The organism is Pseudomonas sp. THAF187a (genome assembly GCF_009363395.1).
Classification (GTDB): Bacteria; Pseudomonadota; Gammaproteobacteria; order Pseudomonadales; family Pseudomonadaceae; genus Aquipseudomonas; species Aquipseudomonas khazarica.
The window spans coordinates 2,751,797-2,768,786 of the sequence record NZ_CP045349.1; the positions used below are offsets into that span (position 1 = coordinate 2,751,797).

Annotated in this window: 16 protein-coding genes; 10 read left to right on the top strand and 6 right to left on the bottom strand. The window is 66.3% G+C overall.

Features of this window, described 5'->3' with window-relative positions; translation table 11 throughout:
- The first annotated feature begins 32 nt into the window (after window positions 1-32).
- From FIV02_RS12820 to FIV02_RS12845, 6 genes are all read left to right on the top strand, one after another.
- Entirely contained in the window at window positions 33-1,640 is a 1,608-nt protein-coding gene (locus tag FIV02_RS12820) for a carboxyl transferase domain-containing protein (protein ID WP_037047834.1), read from the top strand.
- 86 nt (window positions 1,641-1,726) lie between these two features.
- Entirely contained in the window at window positions 1,727-2,527 is an 801-nt protein-coding gene (locus tag FIV02_RS12825) for a gamma-carboxygeranoyl-CoA hydratase (protein WP_152488824.1), read from the top strand.
- On the top strand, window positions 2,524-4,464 hold the full coding sequence (locus FIV02_RS12830) for an acetyl/propionyl/methylcrotonyl-CoA carboxylase subunit alpha (protein ID WP_152488825.1): 1,941 nt from the start codon (window positions 2,524-2,526) through the stop codon (window positions 4,462-4,464). Before FIV02_RS12825 ends, FIV02_RS12830 begins: the two co-directional genes overlap by 4 nt.
- Window positions 4,465-4,884: 420 nt before the next feature.
- Entirely contained in the window at window positions 4,885-5,784 is a 900-nt protein-coding gene (locus FIV02_RS12835) for a hydroxymethylglutaryl-CoA lyase (protein ID WP_152488826.1), read from the top strand.
- Window positions 5,785-5,855: 71 nt separating this feature from the next.
- The gene (locus tag FIV02_RS12840) at window positions 5,856-7,811 is read left to right on the top strand and encodes an acetoacetate--CoA ligase (protein WP_152488827.1); all 1,956 of its coding nucleotides are present in this window, start codon (window positions 5,856-5,858) and stop codon (window positions 7,809-7,811) included.
- A gap of 268 nt (window positions 7,812-8,079) precedes the next feature.
- Window positions 8,080-8,838 carry an ABC transporter substrate-binding protein gene (locus tag FIV02_RS12845; protein ID WP_152488828.1) on the top strand — a complete coding sequence of 253 codons (759 nt, stop codon included), beginning with the start codon at window positions 8,080-8,082 and terminating at the stop codon, window positions 8,836-8,838.
- Here the strand turns inward: FIV02_RS12845 and FIV02_RS12850 are convergent.
- Window positions 8,835-10,055 (bottom strand): PilT/PilU family type 4a pilus ATPase, encoded by a 1,221-nt coding sequence (locus tag FIV02_RS12850; RefSeq protein ID WP_172979150.1) that lies wholly within the window; start codon window positions 10,053-10,055, stop codon window positions 8,835-8,837. The genes FIV02_RS12845 and FIV02_RS12850 overlap by 4 nt on opposite strands.
- A 148-nt stretch (window positions 10,056-10,203) precedes the next feature.
- Here FIV02_RS12850 and FIV02_RS12855 point away from each other — a divergent pair, with 148 nt between their 5' ends.
- A complete protein-coding gene (locus FIV02_RS12855; protein ID WP_013715799.1) occupies window positions 10,204-10,482 on the top strand; it encodes a peptidylprolyl isomerase in 279 nt (92 codons plus the stop codon).
- Between the two features lie 7 nt (window positions 10,483-10,489).
- On the opposite strand, the gene FIV02_RS12860 is transcribed toward FIV02_RS12855, so the two are convergent.
- From FIV02_RS12860 to FIV02_RS12875, 4 genes are all read right to left on the bottom strand, one after another.
- Window positions 10,490-11,401, bottom strand: a complete 912-nt coding sequence (locus FIV02_RS12860) for a LysR family transcriptional regulator (protein WP_152488829.1) — start codon at window positions 11,399-11,401, stop codon at window positions 10,490-10,492.
- Window positions 11,402-11,466: 65 nt separating this feature from the next.
- Entirely contained in the window at window positions 11,467-11,946 is a 480-nt protein-coding gene (locus FIV02_RS12865) for a nuclear transport factor 2 family protein (RefSeq protein WP_047591574.1), read from the bottom strand.
- 34 nt (window positions 11,947-11,980) lie between these two features.
- Window positions 11,981-12,547, bottom strand: coding sequence for a TetR/AcrR family transcriptional regulator (locus tag FIV02_RS12870; RefSeq protein ID WP_037047867.1), 567 nt, complete (start codon window positions 12,545-12,547; stop codon window positions 11,981-11,983).
- 114 nt (window positions 12,548-12,661) lie between these two features.
- The gene (locus FIV02_RS12875; RefSeq protein ID WP_152488830.1) at window positions 12,662-13,582 is read right to left on the bottom strand and encodes a LysR family transcriptional regulator; all 921 of its coding nucleotides are present in this window, start codon (window positions 13,580-13,582) and stop codon (window positions 12,662-12,664) included.
- Window positions 13,583-13,723: 141 nt separating this feature from the next.
- On the opposite strand from FIV02_RS12875, the gene FIV02_RS12880 reads away from it, so the two are divergent.
- The gene (locus FIV02_RS12880; RefSeq protein ID WP_037047879.1) at window positions 13,724-14,119 is read left to right on the top strand and encodes a RidA family protein; all 396 of its coding nucleotides are present in this window, start codon (window positions 13,724-13,726) and stop codon (window positions 14,117-14,119) included.
- A gap of 33 nt (window positions 14,120-14,152) precedes the next feature.
- Here FIV02_RS12880 and nfsB read toward each other — a convergent pair whose 3' ends face one another.
- Window positions 14,153-14,803: an oxygen-insensitive NAD(P)H nitroreductase gene (nfsB, locus tag FIV02_RS12885; protein WP_152488831.1), complete on the bottom strand. Its 651-nt coding sequence runs from the start codon at window positions 14,801-14,803 to the stop codon at window positions 14,153-14,155.
- A 271-nt stretch (window positions 14,804-15,074) separates the two neighbouring features.
- On the opposite strand from nfsB, the gene FIV02_RS12890 reads away from it, so the two are divergent.
- Window positions 15,075-15,989, top strand: a complete 915-nt coding sequence (locus FIV02_RS12890; RefSeq protein WP_152488832.1) for an ABC transporter substrate-binding protein — start codon at window positions 15,075-15,077, stop codon at window positions 15,987-15,989.
- Window positions 15,989-16,990, top strand: a complete 1,002-nt coding sequence (locus tag FIV02_RS12895; RefSeq protein ID WP_152488833.1) for an iron ABC transporter permease — start codon at window positions 15,989-15,991, stop codon at window positions 16,988-16,990. The genes FIV02_RS12890 and FIV02_RS12895 overlap by 1 nt, the downstream gene beginning before the upstream one ends.

Here is a 16,990-nt window from a genome sequence, read left to right on the forward strand (position 1 = left end):
GGGAGCTAAAGCCTGCAATTCGGAGTGCGCCAATGGCCATCCTGCACACCCAGATCAACACCCGTTCGCCGGAGTTCGCCGCCAACCAGGCCGCCATGCTCGCCCAGGTGGACGACCTGCGCGCCCTGCTCGCCCGCGTTCAGCAGGGCGGCGGAACCAAGGCGCAGGAGCGCCATACCGCGCGCGGCAAGCTGCTGCCGCGCGAACGCATCAACCGCCTGCTCGATGCAGGCTCGCCCTTCCTCGAGATCGGCCAGCTCGCCGCCCATGACGTCTACGGCGAGGACGTGCCGGCAGCCGGGGTGATCGCCGGCATCGGCCGTGTAGAGGGCGTGGAATGCATGATCGTGGCCAACGACGCCACGGTGAAAGGCGGCTCCTACTACCCGCTGACGGTGAAGAAGCACCTGCGCGCCCAGGCCATCGCCCGCGAGAACCGCCTGCCGTGCATCTACCTGGTGGACTCCGGCGGCGCCAACCTGCCGCGCCAGGACGAGGTATTCCCGGATCGCGAGCACTTCGGCCGCATCTTCTTCAACCAGGCCAACATGAGCGCAATGGGGATTCCTCAAATCGCGGTCGTGATGGGCTCCTGCACCGCTGGCGGCGCCTATGTGCCGGCGATGAGCGACGAGACCATCATGGTTCGCGAGCAGGCCACCATCTTCCTCGCCGGCCCGCCACTGGTGAAGGCCGCCACCGGTGAGGTGGTCAGCGCCGAGGAACTGGGCGGCGCCGACGTGCATTGCAAGACCAGCGGCGTGGCCGACCACTATGCCGAGGACGACGAACATGCCCTGGCCCTGGCCCGGCGCAGCATCGCCAACCTGAACTGGCGCAAGCTCGGCCAGTTGGACAGCCGTGCGCCCATCGCCCCTCGCCATGCGGCCGAGGAGCTGTACGGGGTGATTCCAGCCGATGCCAAGCAGCCGTTCGACGTGCGCGAAGTCATCGCCCGTATCGTCGACGACTCGCAGCTGGATGAGTTCAAGGCGCTGTTCGGCACCACGCTGGTGTGCGGCTTCGCCCGCATCAACGGCTACCCGGTGGCGATCCTGGCGAACAACGGCATTCTCTTCGCCGAATCGGCGCAGAAAGGCGCGCACTTCGTCGAGCTGGCCTGCCAGCGCGGTATCCCGCTGCTGTTCCTGCAGAACATCACCGGCTTCATGGTGGGCAAGAAGTACGAGGAAGGCGGCATCGCCAAGCATGGCGCCAAGCTGGTCACCGCCGTGGCCTGTGCCCAGGTGCCGAAGTTCACCGTGATCATCGGCGGCAGCTTCGGCGCCGGCAACTACGGCATGTGCGGCCGCGCCTACGACCCACGCTTCCTGTGGATGTGGCCCAACGCACGCATCGGCGTGATGGGCGCGCAACAGGCCGCAGGCGTGCTGGTGCAGGTCAAGCGCGAACAGGCGCAACGCGCCGGGCAGCCTTTCGGCGATGACGAGGAACAGCGCCTGAAGCAGCCCATCGTCGAGCAGTACGAGCACCAGGCGCACGCCTTCTACTCCAGTGCCCGGCTGTGGGATGACGGCGTGATCGACCCGGCACAGACCCGCGACGTGCTCGCCCTGGCGCTGTCTGCCAGCCTCAATGCGCCGATCGAGCCGACCCGTTTCGGCGTGTTCCGCATGTAAAGCAGCCGGTAGGAGCCCGCTTGCGGGCGATCAGCAGCATCGCCGGCAAGCCGGCTCCTACACCGCAGATCTGAGAGCGACGAGATATGACCGACTTCACCACCGTACAGCTTGAAACCGATACACGCGGCTTTGCCACCCTGTGGCTGAACCGGGCGGAAAAGAACAACGCCTTCAACGCCGAGATGATTCGCGAGCTGATCCTCGCCCTCGATGCCGTGGGCGAAGACAAGAGCCTGCGCTTCCTCCTCCTGCGTGGCCGCGGCAAGCACTTCTCGGCCGGCGCCGACCTGGCCTGGATGCAGCAAGCGGCCGAGCTCGACTACAACGCCAACCTGAATGACGCCCGCGAGCTGGCAGAGCTGATGTACAACCTCGCCGCACTGAAGATTCCCACCCTCGCCGTGGTGCAGGGGGCGGCGTTCGGCGGCGCGGTGGGCCTGACCAGTTGCTGCGACCTGGCCATCGGCAGCGAGGACGCGCTGTTCTCCCTCTCAGAAGTGCGCATCGGCCTGGCCCCGGCGGTGATCAGCCCGTTCGTGGTGCAGGCCATCGGCGAACGCGCGGCCAGGCGCTATGCCCTGACTGCCGAGCGCTTCGACGGCAAGCGCGCCCGCGAACTGGGCCTGCTCGCCGAGTGCTACCCCGCTGATGAACTGGAGTCGCAGGTCGACGCCTGGGTCGCCAACCTGCTGCTGAACAGCCCGCAGGCCATGCGCGCCAGCAAGGACCTGCTGCGCGAAGTGGCCAGCGGTGAGCTGACTCCGGCCCTGCGTCGCTACACCGAGAATGCCATCGCCCGGATCCGCATCAGCCCCGAGGGCCAGGAAGGACTCCGAGCCTTCCTGGAAAAACGCACGCCCGCCTGGCAGGAGCCGCAAGCATGAAGCCCACCCACATCGATACCCTGCTGGTCGCCAACCGGGGCGAGATCGCCTGTCGGGTGATGCGCACGGCCAAGGCCATGGGCATCCGCACCGTGGCCGTGCACAGCGCCATCGACGCCGAGGCACGGCATGTCCGGGAAGCCGACATGGCGGTCGATCTCGGCGGCGCCAAGCCCGCCGACAGCTACCTGCTGATCGACCGGATCATCGCCGCCGCCAAGGCCAGCGGTGCCCAGGCCATCCACCCCGGCTATGGCTTCCTCTCGGAGAACGCCGGTTTTGCCCAGGCCATCGAGCAGGCCGGGTTGGTCTTTCTCGGCCCGCCCGCCTCGGCCATCGAGGCGATGGGCAGCAAGTCGGCCGCCAAGTCGCTGATGGAAGCGGCCGGCGTGCCGCTGGTGCCCGGCTACCATGGCGACAAGCAGGACCTCGAGACCTTCCGCGAGGCCGCCGCACGCATCGGCTACCCGGTGCTGCTCAAGGCGGCTGCCGGCGGCGGCGGCAAGGGCATGAAGGTCGCCGAGGCGGAGGCGCAACTGGGCGAAACCCTGGCATCTGCCCAGCGCGAGGCGCAGTCGGCCTTCGGCGATTCGCGCATGCTGGTGGAGAAGTACGTGCTCAAACCCCGCCATGTGGAGATCCAGGTCTTCGCCGACCGACATGGCAACTGCCTGTATCTCAACGAACGCGACTGCTCGATCCAGCGGCGCCATCAGAAGGTGGTCGAGGAAGCCCCCGCCCCCGGCCTGAGCACCGAATTGCGCCGTGCCATGGGCGAGGCAGCGGTCAAGGCCGCACAGGCCATCGGCTATGTCGGTGCGGGTACGGTGGAATTCCTGCTCGACGAGCGCGGCGACTTCTTCTTCATGGAAATGAACACGCGTCTGCAGGTCGAGCACCCGGTCACCGAGGCCATCACCGGCCTCGACCTGGTGGCCTGGCAGATTCGTGTCGCCCGTGGTGAGCCACTGCCGATCAGCCAGCAACAGGTGCCGCTGAACGGCCACGCCATCGAGGTGCGCTTGTATGCCGAAGACCCGGAGCATGACTTCCTGCCGGCCACCGGCACCCTGGCGCTCTACCGCGAAGGCGCGGCCGGCGATGGTCGCCGCTTCGACAGCGGCGTGGCCGAGGGCGACAGCGTTTCGCCCTTCTACGATCCCATGCTGGGCAAGCTGATCGCCTGGGGCGAGGACCGCGAACAGGCACGCCTGCGCCTGCTGGCCATGCTCGACGAAACCCTGGTCGGTGGCGTCAGGACCAACCTCGCATTCCTGCGCCGCATCCTCTCCCATCCGGCGTTCGCCGCCTGCGAACTGGATACCGGCTTCATCCCCCGCCACCAGCAGCAGCTGCTGCCCAGCCCCGGCGAACTGCCGGAGCGCTTCTGGCAGCTCGCCGCCGACGCCTGGGTGCAGACCGAGGCGGCCCTGCAGCGTGCCGACGACAGCCACTCACCCTGGGCCACGCGCAGTGGCTGGCGCAGCGCCGGTGCGGCAGAAGTCGACCTGCACCTGAGCTGCCAGGGCACAAACCGCAAGGTGCGCGCCGGCAACCAGGCACATTTCGGTGACGATACGCTGCAGGCGGATATCGAGGGCACGCGCCAGCGCCTGCGCTGCATGCGCCGTGGCGATACCCTCTACCTGCAATGGCACGGCGAGTTGCACGCCATCACCCGCTTCGACCCCATCGCAGCGGCCGAGGCCAGCCATGCCCAGCACGGCGGCCTGGGCGCGCCCATGAACGGCAGCATCGTCCGTGTACTGGTCGAGGCCGGTCAGGCGGTCGAGGCCGGCACCGCCCTGGTGGTGCTGGAGGCGATGAAGATGGAACACAGCATCCGCGCGCCCGAGGCTGGCACGGTCAAGGCGCTGTATTGCTGCGAAGGGGAAATGGTCAGCGAAGGCACAGTGCTGGTGGAACTTGAGTCGTAGGGTGGATCACGCTGTATCGATCCCCCATCAGGGCATCAACCCGCATCGAGGTGGACATGAAAAGCGATGTCCACCCTACGCACGGATTGAACGCGAACCGTAGGGTGGATCACGCTGTATCGATCCACCATAAAGGCACTCACCCGCATCGAGGTGGACATGAAGAGCGATGTCCACCCTACGCGCGGATTGAACGCGAACCGCAGGGTGGATCACGCTGTATCGATCCCCCATCAGGGCACTCACCCGCATCGAGGTGGACATGAAGAGCGATGTCCACCCTACGCGCGGATTGAACGCGAACCGCAGGGTGGATCACGCTGTATCGATCCACCATCAGGGCACCCACCCGCATCGAGGCGGACATGAAAGGCGATGTCCACCCCATGCGTCACAACCGGATACCGACGAGGAAACCCGATGAACCTGCCCCACTCCGTGCGCCTGGTCGAAGTCGGCCCGCGCGACGGCCTGCAGAACGAGAAACAGCCGATCAGCGTCGCCGACAAGGTGCGCCTGGTCGATGACCTGAGCGCCGCCGGCCTGCGCTACATCGAAGTCGGCAGCTTCGTCTCGCCCAAATGGGTGCCGCAGATGGCCGGCTCCGCCGAGGTGTTCAGCGGCATCCAGCGCCGGCCACGCATCACCTACGCGGCGCTCACCCCCAACCTCAAGGGCTTCGAGGCCGCGCTGGAGGCGAAGGTGGAGGAAGTGGCGGTGTTCGCCGCAGCCAGCGAAGCCTTCTCGCAGAAGAACATCAACTGCTCCATCGCCGACAGCCTGCAGCGCTTCGTGCCGCTGCTGGAGGCGGCCAAGGCCGCCAAGGTGCGCGTGCGTGGCTACGTCTCCTGCGTGCTGGGCTGCCCCTACGACGGCGACGTCGCCCCGCAACAGGTTGCCGCAGTGGCACGCGAGCTTCATGCCATGGGCTGCTACGAGGTTTCGCTGGGCGATACCATCGGCACCGGCACCGCCGGCAAGACCCGCGCGCTGCTCGACGTGGTCAGCCGCGACGTTCCGCGTGAGCGGCTGGCCGGGCACTTCCATGACACCTACGGTCAGGCCCTGGCCAACATCTACGCCAGCCTGCTCGAAGGCATCAGCGTGTTCGACAGCTCGGTCGCCGGGCTCGGCGGCTGCCCCTACGCCAAGGGCGCCACCGGCAACGTCGCCAGCGAGGATGTGCTCTACCTGCTGCAGGGCCTGGGCATCGACACCGGCGTGGACATGGACAGGTTGATCGCCGCTGGCCAGCGCATCTGCCAGGTACTGGGCAAGGCCAACGGTTCACGCGTGGCACGCGCGCGCCTGAGTCACTAGCGCCGGGAGACGATGAGGCCCGGTGGTCGAGCTAAGCTGAAGGCTGAGCACGACGACCACGAGGACTCATCATGCCGCAACCTCTGTGGAGACCCTGCGCCGAACGTGTCGCGGCCAGCCGCATGGAAGCCCTGCGCCACTTCGTCAACCACCGCCATGCCCTGCAGCTGGCCGACTACCCCGCCCTGCACGCCTGGAGCGTCGCGCAGCGCGAGGCGTTCTGGCAGGCCATCGCCGATGTCTTCGACGTGCGCTGGCACGCCCGCGCCGAGTGCGTGTTGCACGAAGGCCCGGCAATGCCGGATGCGCAGTGGTTTCCCGGCGCCACCCTGAACTTCGCCGAACACCTGCTGCGCCGTCGCGACGGCCACCCGGCGCTGGTGGCCGTGGCTGAGGACGGTCGTCGCGAGCAGCTCAGCTACGCGCAACTGGCCGCGCATGTCGCCGGCCTGCAACGCAGCCTGCGCGATGCAGGCGTCGGTGTCGGCGACCGGGTGGCGGCGTTCATGCCCAATACCTGGCAAACGGTGGTGGGCATGCTGGCCAGTGCCAGCCTGGGCGCCATTTGGTCAAGCTGCTCACCCGACTTCGGCACCCAGGGCGTGATCGACCGCTTCGGCCAGATCGAACCCAAGGTGCTGATCGCCGCTGCCGGCTACCGTTATGCCGGCAAGGATCTGGACCTGACCACCAAGCTGGGCGAGATCCTGGAGCGACTGCCCAGCCTGGAGCAGCTGCTGATCGTGCCGTACACGCGCCTGCAGGCCAGCCCCGAGGATTACAGGTCATCCGCGCAGATCAGCCTGTGGCAGGACTTCTACCAGCCCGGCGGCGCGCCGCAGTTCGTCCCGCTCGCCTTCTCCCAGCCGCTGTACATCCTCTACTCCAGCGGTACCACCGGTGTGCCCAAGTGCATCGTCCATGGCGTCGGTGGCACGCTGCTGCAACACCTCAAGGAACTGGGCCTGCATACCGACCTGGGCGCCGACGACACCCTGTTCTACTACACCACCTGCGGCTGGATGATGTGGAACTGGCTGGTATCCGGCCTGGCACTGGGCGCCACCCTGGTGCTCTACGACGGATCGCCGCTGCACCCCGAGCCCACCCGCCTGATCGACCTGATCGACGCCGAGGGCATCTCCGTGTTCGGCAGCAGCGCCAAGTTCATCGCCGCGCTGGAGAAGGCCGGCGTCAAACCACGGGAAAGCCATCGCCTGACGACACTCAGGACCCTGCTGTCCACCGGCTCGCCGCTGGCGCACGAGAGCTTCGACTACGTCTATCGCGATGTGAAGCGCGATGTCTGCCTGTCCTCGATCTCCGGTGGCACCGACATCGTCTCCTGCTTCGCCCTGGGCAACCCGACCCTGCCGGTATGGCGCGGCGAACTGCAGTGCAAGGGCCTGGGCATGGACGTGCAGGTATGGGACGAGGACGCCCGACCGCTGCATGGCGCCAAGGGCGAGCTGGTCTGCGCCCGGCACTTTCCATCGATGCCGCTCGGTTTCTGGAACGATGCCGATGGTGAAAGATTCCGCTCGGCCTACTTCACCACCTTCCCCGGCGTCTGGGCGCACGGCGACTACGCCGAGGAGACCGCGCACGGCGGCCTGATCATCCACGGTCGCTCCGATGCCGTGCTCAACCCCGGCGGGGTGCGCATCGGCACCGCGGAAATCTACCGCCAGGTGGAAAAGGTACCGAGCGTGCTGGAGTCCATCGCCATCGGCCAGGAGTGGGATGGCGATGTGCGCGTCGTGCTGTTCGTGCGCCTGCGCGATGGCGCGACCCTGGACGACGCCCTGCGCGACGAGATTCGCCAGGTGATCCGCGCCAACACCACACCACGCCACGTACCGGCGCGAATCGTTCAGGTCGCTGACATTCCCCGCACCATCAGCGGCAAGATCGTCGAACTGGCCGTGCGCAATGTCGTTCATGGGCGGCCGGTGAAGAACACCGATGCGCTGGCCAACCCCCAGGCACTGGAGCTGTATCGCGATCTGGCGCAGCTGCAGAACTGAAATCCCGCATCAGTCTGCAACGAGCAGCACGGCGCGAACACGCCAGCCGAACCGGGAAAATGCCGGCAAATCCCCGTGCCAGAGCCTTCGCGCAACACAGGCAAGCGCACCGAGTAATGGCAATTAGCCTTCAGGCATATTTGTTCATTATAATGACGCCATTTTCCCGACGAGCACCTGCCCGGCCGCACCACCTGCCAGTCACGGAGACTCACGGACCCCAGGGTAATAGCCGCTTGCGTCTATTGTTTCTCCACTGAACAACAGGATGTTCACCGTGCCTCATTTCAAACACCTGCTGTTTGTCCTGACGTTGAGCGTTGCCGTCTGTGCAGCGGCAGCAGGGCCGGTGAAGCTGTACCTGCCCGACGCCCCGCCGCTGACCTTTCACGACTATGAAGGCGGCAACGGCATGGTCGGTGATGTGGTGCTGGCCGCCGCCGCCCGCAGCGGTCGCCTGACCGAAATCATCGCCGAGCCCTGGTTGCGGGCGCAGGCCACCGTGAGCAAGGGCAAGGACCTGCTGATCATCCCGCTGTCACGAACCCCGCAGCGTGAGGCGCGCTACACCTGGATAGCCCCGATCATGCTGCTCGAGCGCGCCTTCTTCAGCCTCGACGAGCCAGTGGCCAGCTTCGCCGAGGCGCGCCGGCGCTACCAGCGCATCGGTGTCGGGCTGGGCACTGCACAGGTGGAGACGCTGCGCCGCGAGGGCTTCGCGGAGCAGCAGATTGTGCAGATCCGGCTTGGCGAGAACCCGGCCCGCCTGCTCGAACTGCGGCGCATCGATGCCTGGTTCACCGGCATCGACGAGGCGCTGTACATCTGGCACAAATCGGCGGCGCGCCGGCACGAGCTGCGCATGAGCCCACCCCTGGTAAGCACCGACCTCTACCTGGCCTGCTCGCTCGACTGCGACCGCCAGCTGGTGACGCAGCTGCGCGACGCCATCGCCCAGCTCGACCACGACGGCGTCAGCCAGCGGTTACGCCAGGCCTACCGCCCAATGCTCTGGCCCAAGCCCTAGATACCCTGGCGCCCCGGATCCTCCGGCGGCTGCTCTTCCTCGATGTCCTCCAGCTTCAGTTCCAGCCCCCAGTCGCCCGCCTCGGCAACCTTCGGCGCTGCAGCCGGTGCCGCCACCGGAGCCGCTGCGACGGGCGCGGGCTTGGCATTGGCCGGGTTGTCGCGGTAGAGCTTGAGCTTCAGGCGCACGTTGTTCGCCGAGTCGGCGTTCTTCACCGCCTCCTCCTCGTCGATGGCGCCGTCGTGCACCAGGTCGATCAACGCCTGGTCGAAGGTCTGCATGCCGAGGTTCTTCGACTTCTCCATGATCTCCTTGAGCTCGGAGAATTCGTTGCGCTTGATCAGGTCACGCACCGTCGGCGTCCCCAGCATCACCTCCACCGCCGCGCGGCGCTTGCCGTCAATGGTCTTGACCAGGCGCTGGGAAACAAAAGCCTTGAGGTTGTTGCCCAGGTCATTGAGCAACTGCGGGCGACGCTCCTCAGGGAAGAAGTTGATGATGCGGTCCAGCGCCTGGTTGGCGTTGTTGGCATGCAGGGTGGAAATCGCCAGGTGCCCGGTGTCGGCGAAGGCCAGTGCGTGCTCCATGGTCTCGCGGTCGCGGATCTCGCCGATCAGGATCACGTCCGGCGCCTGGCGCAGGGTGTTCTTCAGCGCTGCATGGAAGCTGCGTGTATCCACGCCCACCTCGCGCTGGTTGATGATCGATTTCTTGTGCCGATGCACGTACTCCACCGGGTCTTCGATGGTGATGATATGGCCACCGCTGTTGCGGTTGCGGTAATCGATCAGCGCCGCCAGCGAGGTCGACTTGCCCGAACCGGTGCCGCCAACGAACAACACCAGGCCGCGCTTCTCCATCACCGTGCTGAGCAGGACCTCGGGCAGCTTGAGGTCTTCGAAGCGTGGAATCTCCATCTTGATGTTGCGCGCGACGATGGACACCTCGTTGCGCTGCTTGAAGATGTTGATGCGGAAACGACCGACCCCGGCCAGCGAGATCGCCAGGTTCATTTCCAGTTCGCGCTCGAACTCCTCGCGCTGCGCGCTATCCATGACCGAATCCGCGATGGCGGCCACGTCCCCCGCCTTCAGCGGCTCCTGGCTGAGCGCCTTGAGCACGCCATTGAACTTGGCACAGGGCGGCGCGCCGGTGGAGAGATAGAGGTCGGAACCGTCCTGCGTGGACAGGACTTTCAGCATTGCAGGGAGATCCATGGCGGCGCTTCCGTCAGCAGCGATTGAAATACCATAGGCCATGATTACCTGCAGTGCGGACAACGCACGACCCATAAAATTGACGTCATTCTGCTGGCGCAGCGAATGCTGGCACAATAGCGCGCTGACAGAATTGAGGAGCCCATCAATGGCAAAGGCAATGGCCCGCCACATCCTGGTCAAGACCGAAGCGGAAGCGGCGGCCCTGAAGAAGCGCATCGCCGCCGGCGAAGCCTTCGATGTGCTGGCGCGCAAGCACTCCACCTGCCCGTCCGGCAAGAAAGGTGGCGACCTGGGCGAAGTCCGTCCCGGACAGATGGTCCGCGCGGTGGACCAGGTGATTTTCAAGAAGCCCCTGCGCGAGGTGCACGGCCCGGTGAAGACCCAGTTCGGCTATCACCTGATCCAGGTGTTCTACCGCGACTGAGCCCCGCTCAGGCGCCCGGCTCGCCCATGTACTCGACGATCTTGCTCCTGATCCAGCGCTCGGCCGGATCGTTGTCGGTCACCCCGCTCCAGACCATGGACAGGTCCGAGTTGACCAGCTCGAATGGCGGGTCATCCGCGCGCAGGCTGGTGCCTTCGATCAGGGCTGCCGCCGCGAAATCCGGCACCGTGGCGAGCATTTCCGTTCCTGCGATGATCGAGCGCAAGCCACTGAACTGCGGCACCGCCAGCACCACGCGCCGCGAACGGTCGAGGCGCGCCAGATCGTTGTCGATGTTGCCGCACAGGTCGCCCGAGAACGACACCAGCGCATGCGGCCGGGCGCAGTACTCGTCCAGCGTCAGCGGCCCTGGCCGCTCATCGCCGCGCAGCACCTTGACGCGCATCTCGCGCAGCTTGCGGCGCTTGGCATTGGCCGGCAGCTCGGTGGTGTAGCTGACGCCGACGGAGATCTCCCCCGACGCCAACATCGACGACATCAGCAGGAAGTTGACCCGCCGCACCACGATCACCACCTCAGGCGCCTCCTCGCGGAGCTGATTGAGCAGCGCCGGAAACAGTCCGAACTCGGCATCGTCCGACAGACCGATGCGGAAGGTGTCGCGATTGGTCGCCGGGTTGAACTCCCGGGCACGGCTCACCGCGCCCGAGATGGTGTCCATCGCCGGCTGCAACTCCCGGAGAATCGCCAGGGCCCGCGCCGTCGGCTCGAAACCCCGGCCGTTGCGCACCAGCAGCGGGTCGTCGAACAGGTCGCGCAGGCGCGCCAGCGCCGCACTGACTGCCGGCTGGCCGAGGAACAGCTTCTCCGCAGCCCGCGTCAGGTTCTTCTCGAACATCAGGGTCTCGAAGATCACCAGCAGGTTCAGGTCGACACGGCGCAGATCGTTGCGATTCATTCGGCATCCTTGGAGTTCGGGGTCATCGACGCATTCAAGCAGCAAGTCCCGTGCCTGCGAGCCGTTCAGAGCCCCAGTTCGGACAGACCCGGATGATCATCCGGACGGCGCCCCTGTGGCCAGCGGAACTTGCGCTCGGCCTCGGTGATCGGCAGGTCATTGATGCAGGCGTAGCGATTGACCATCAGGCCGTCAGCGCCGAACTCCCAGTTCTCGTTGCCGTAGGAGCGGAACCAGTTGCCCGAGTCGTCACGCCACTCGTAGGCATAGCGCACGGCGATGCGGTTGTCGGTGAACGCCCAGAGCTCCTTGATCAGACGGTACTCCAGCTCCTTGGCCCATTTGCGTTCGAGGAAGGCCTGCGCCTGGCCGCGCCCGTCGACGAACTCGGCGCGGTTGCGCCAGCGCGTATCCAGGCTGTAGGCCTTGGCGACCTTGGCCGCATCCCGGCTGTTCCAGCCATCCTCGGCGAGACGGACCTTCTCGATGGCGCTCTCGCGGGTGAACGGCGGTAGCGGCGGACGGATTTCATCATTGGACGACATAACGGCACCTCTTGCTTTCAGGGAATGGCGCCCATCACTGGGCATTCGGGGTCTGCAACAGCATCGACGCGGTCTGGCCGGCACAGTCGGCGGCATCGGCCTGGCCGGTGACCATGGCAACGGCGGTAGCGCCGTCGATCAACAACAGCAGTTGCCTGGCCACGCCGGCAGCGTCGGCCAGGCCACAGGCGGCGGTGATTTCGTTCAGGTAGCCGAGCAGGCGCTGCTTGTGCAGCCGCGCCACGGCGCGAATCTCGCTGCTCGGATCGCCGGTCTCGCCAGCCGCATTGATGAACGCGCAGCCGCGAAAATCCGCTGACTCGAACCAACTGCGCAGCAGCGGGAAGATCGCCAGCAGCCGCGCACGCGGCTCGCCGCTGGACGTGCCATCGATGAACCAGCGCATCCAGCGCTCGTCACGGGCACGCAGCGCCGCCGCCACCAGGGCTTCCTTGGTCGGATACAGGCGATAGATGCTTTTGCGCGCCACCCCCGAGGCCTTGACGATGGCATCCATGCCGGTGGCGTTGATGCCTCCGGCGTAGATCAGGCTTTCGGTGGTCTGCAGCAGGCGCTGCTGGATGGAAGCATCTTCGAGCATGGTTCAGGCACCGCAGAGAATGATCGTTCTCAGCAAGGTAGAACGATCATTCTCTGCGGTCAAGACAATTCTTTGCTGCCCGCTCGTCAGCCTCGGGAACGACGCCCCCTCGGCTCAGCGATGCACCGACAGCGGGGTATGCTCGGCCATCAGCGCCACCACCCAGTCGATGAACACCCGCAGCTTGGCGCTGACGTGGCGGTTCGGCGCGAATGCCAGGTACATCGGCATCGGCGCCATTTGCCAGTCCTCGAACAGGCGCACCAGCTCGCCGCTGGCCAGGTGCGGCGCGGCCATGTAATGCGGCAGCCAGAGCATGCCCAGCCCAGCCAGGCCGGCCGCGAGATAGGCATTGCCATCATCGACGGTCAGCAGCGGCCGACCTTGCGCCTCGATGCGCTCATCGCCCCGCTGCATGGCGTAGGGCAAGGCCCTGCCGGTCCGCGACCAGAGAAAACCCACGGTACTGTGCCCCGCCTCTTCCAGCTCGCGCGGGTGGCCCGGCGTTCCGCTGCGCTGCAGATAGCCTGGCGTGGCGTAGATGCCCAGCTGCAGGTCGCCCACGTGGCGGGCGATCAGTGACTGGTCGGTGATCTCGCCGCCACGCACCACGCAATCGACGTTCTCGCCAATGATGTCGACGATGCGGTCGCTCACCCCCAGGGTCAGCTGAATCTCCGGATAGCGCGCGTAGAACGCCGGCAGGGCCGGAATCAGCAGCATCCGCGCAAAGGGGCTGGGCACGTCGACCCGCAGGCGTCCACGGGGCGCCATCGCCGCGCTGGACAGACTGGTCTCGGCGTCGTCGACATCGGCCAGCAGGCGCACCACGCGTTCGTAATAGGCCGCGCCGTCGGCGGTGACATTGACCTTGCGCGTGGTGCGGTTGAGCAGACGCACGCGCAGGCGCGCCTCGAGTTGCTGGACGAGCTGGGTCACGCTGGTCTTGCTCATGTGCAGGGTGCTGGCAGCCTTGGTGAAGCTGCCGGTCTCGACCACGCGCGCGAACGCCTGCATCGCATCGAAACGGTCCATCTCGCGTCTCTCTCGACTGTTGATTGTTTGGATTCTACAAACAGTCATGACCAGAGTTGCGCGTTTATCCAGGCCAGGCGTCTTCTTACAGTGGCTCCATCGTTAACAACGGCTGCAGTGCAGCCCAGATGGAGGTGTGCAATGAACCCCAAACGTGACGTGGTCTTCCCGGCCGATCGCCATGCGCTCTATGAACTTCACCGCTACTCGCCGGCGGTGCGCTCCAATGGATTCCTGTTCGTCTCCGGCCAGGTCGGCAGTCGCAAGGACGGCTCGCCGGAACCGGTTCTCGAAGAGCAGGTGCGCCTGGCCTTCAGCAACCTCAATGCGATTCTTGCTGCGGCGGGCAGCAGCTTCGACGATGTGGTGGACACCACCATCTTCATGGTCGACCCGCATTCGCGCTTCGAGACCATCTGGGAGGTCGCGGCCGAATACTGGGGCGAAGCCCCCTACTCGACCGCGACGGCCATCGGCGTGACCTGGCTGGCCGGCTTCGACTTCGAGATCAAGGTGATCGCCAAGCTGCCGGAATGATGGCGACGCGGCCCCTGTGCAGGGGCCGTGTGCTCAGAGGTGAGTGAAGACGCGCTCGGCCGGCAGGCGCGACTTCGGCAGCGCCGCATTGAAGTCGCCGTCGCTGTGGTATCCCAGGGCCACGGCGACGACACTGCTCAGCCCCTGGGCAGCCAGGCCCAGTTCCTCGTCCAGCGCCGCCCGGTCGATGCCCTCCATCGGCGTGGCATCCACCCCCTTGGCAGCCGCGCCCAGCAGCAGGGTGCCCAGTGCCAGGTAGGCCTGCTTCTCCGTCCAGTGCGGCATGTCGCCAAGGCCGCGATGCAGTTCGACGTAGCTGCTGCGCGTGTTGTGCTGGCCGGTGCGCGCCGCATCGTCACGGAAGCGGCCATCGTCGGCTTCCTGTTGCAGCACGTCGGCCAGGTAGGCTTCGTCGATGTCGCGACGCGCGCAGACCAGGATCACGTGCGAAGCGTTGAGGATCTTCGGCTGGTTGTAGGCGAAGCCATCCTGGGCGCCCTTGGCCAGGCGCGCCTTGCCCTCGGCGGTACTGGCCACGACGAAGTGCCACGGCTGCGAATTGACCGACGACGGGGCCAGGCGCAGCAGTTCGAGCAGCTCGTCGATGATCGCCTGATCCACCTGGCGACTGGCATCGTAAGCCTTGGTGGTGTAGCGCTGGCGGGCGAAGGAAACGGGGCTCATGAACACTCTCCTGATCGATGGAGGGAAGGAAATGCGCGTTAGTCTGCAGCATTCGAATGCATGAAAGAAGCCGATGAACGCGCTAGGAGTTTCAAAGCAGAAATGAAAATGACCACCCTGCAGACACCTGTCACAGGCGGAGCTTGAGCAATGCCCTTGTAAAAACTTCGTAAACGCAATGGATTTTCATTACGCTTGAGGGTAAAAGATAGCTTGCTTTCGATCCTGTATGGGGCGGCGTCATCGCAGCCCTTTCGGCCTGGAGTCCTGCATGTCCATCCCCTCTTTCGTGCAACGCACTGCGCTGGCGTTCGCCGCCACGCTGCTGTTCAACCTTCCCCTGCAAGCCAGCGAACGCACGCTGGACAGCGCCAATGGCCCGCTGACACTCAGCGGCACGCCGCAGCGCGTGGTCGCACTGGGCGATAGCGCGCTGGATGCCGCCTTGTCGCTGGGCGTGCAACCCGTCGGCACGCTGGCCAGCCGGGGTGGCAACGACGTGCCGGACTATCTGAAGGCCAAGGCCGGCGCGATCACCCTGGTGGGCAGCGTGCGCGAACCCAACCTGGAGGCGATCCTGCGCCTGCAGCCCGACCTGGTCCTGGCCTCGAGCGAACTGTCGCCCGAGCTGTACGCCAAGCTGAGCCTGATGGCCCCGACCGTGGTGCCCAAGGGCAACAGCTTCGAGGACTGGCGCATCACCTACGCGACCTACGCCCAGGCGCTCGACAAGGCGCAGCAAGGCCAGCAACGCATCGCCGAAATCGACGCGCGCAGCGCTGCCCTGCGCCAGCGCCTGCCGCAGGGCCAGGCGATCAGCGTGGTGCGCTGGAACCCGCAGGGGCCGGTGATCATGTCCAGCCACCTGTTCGTCGGTCAGCTGCTCGCCGACCTCGGCCTGCGCCCCAACGCGCTGGCGGCCGCCCAGGAGAAGAAGCCACACAGCGACGTGCTCAGCCTGGAAAACCTGTCGCGCATCAATGCCGACTGGATCTTCCTCGCCACGCTCAACCCCGACGGCCGCAAGGCCCTGGACGATGCCCGCAAGCAGCCGGCCTTCACGCGCCTGAAAGCCGTCGCCGAGGATCAGGTGATGACCGTGGATGGGCAGATCTGGAGCAGCAGCTCCGGCTACCTGGCGGCCCAGCAGGTGCTCGATGACGTGGAGAAGGCACTGCTCGACTGATGCCCGCCTCACGCCTGACCGTTGCCAAGGCACTGGGCTTCGCTGCCCTGTGCCTTTTGCTTTTATGTGGCGCCAGCCTGCTGCTCGGGGCCGGTGACATCGGCATCCTGCCCAGTTTCCATGCGCTGCTGGGCGGCCAGGATGACGACGCCCGCTTCATCGTCTTCGAGCTGCGCTGGGTGCGCACGGAGCTGGCTCTGCTGGTGGGCGTCGCCCTCGGCGCGGCCGGGGTGCTGCTCCAGGCCGTGACCCGCAATCCACTGGCCGAACCGGGCCTGCTGGGCGTCAGTGCCGGCGCCTCCTTCGCCGTGGTGCTGGCCATCAACCTTGGCGCCTCCGCCGCCAGCCTGCATCTGGGCGTCGCCATGCTCGGCGCGTTGCTGGGTTGCCTGCTGGTGCTGCTGGTCACCCGTCTGCGCGGTGTGGGCGATGACCCGGTGCGCCTGGTGCTGGCCGGCGCCGCCTTCTCCGGCATGCTCGGCGCACTCAGCAGCCTGTTGCTGTTGTGGGATCAGCGCACCGCCGACGAGATGCGCTTCTGGGTCATCGGCGCCCTCGCCGGACGCCCCCTCGACACGCTCGAGTGGAGCATGCCCGGGCTGCTCGCCGGCGTGTTGCTGGCACTGATCGTCGTCCGTCCACTGGCGGCACTGGCCCTCGGTGAACGCATCGCCAGCGGCCTTGGCCACCACCCGCAACTGACCCGCCTGGGCACGCTGCTGGCCGTGGCGATCCTGGTGGGTACGGCAACGGCAGCAGCCGGCCCCATCGCTTTCATCGGCCTGATCGTGCCCTACATCGCGCGGCGCCTGGTCGGCTCCGACATCCGTCGCACGCTGGCGCTGAGCATGTTGCTGGGGCCTTGCGTCCTGCTCCTGGCCGACGTCATCTCGCGCCTGCTGGTGCAGCCTTACGAACTGCCGGTGGGGGTGGTGAGCGCCTTCGTCGGTGCACCGATCCTGATCGCCGTGGTGCGCAACCATCGCCTGCCGACCTTGTGA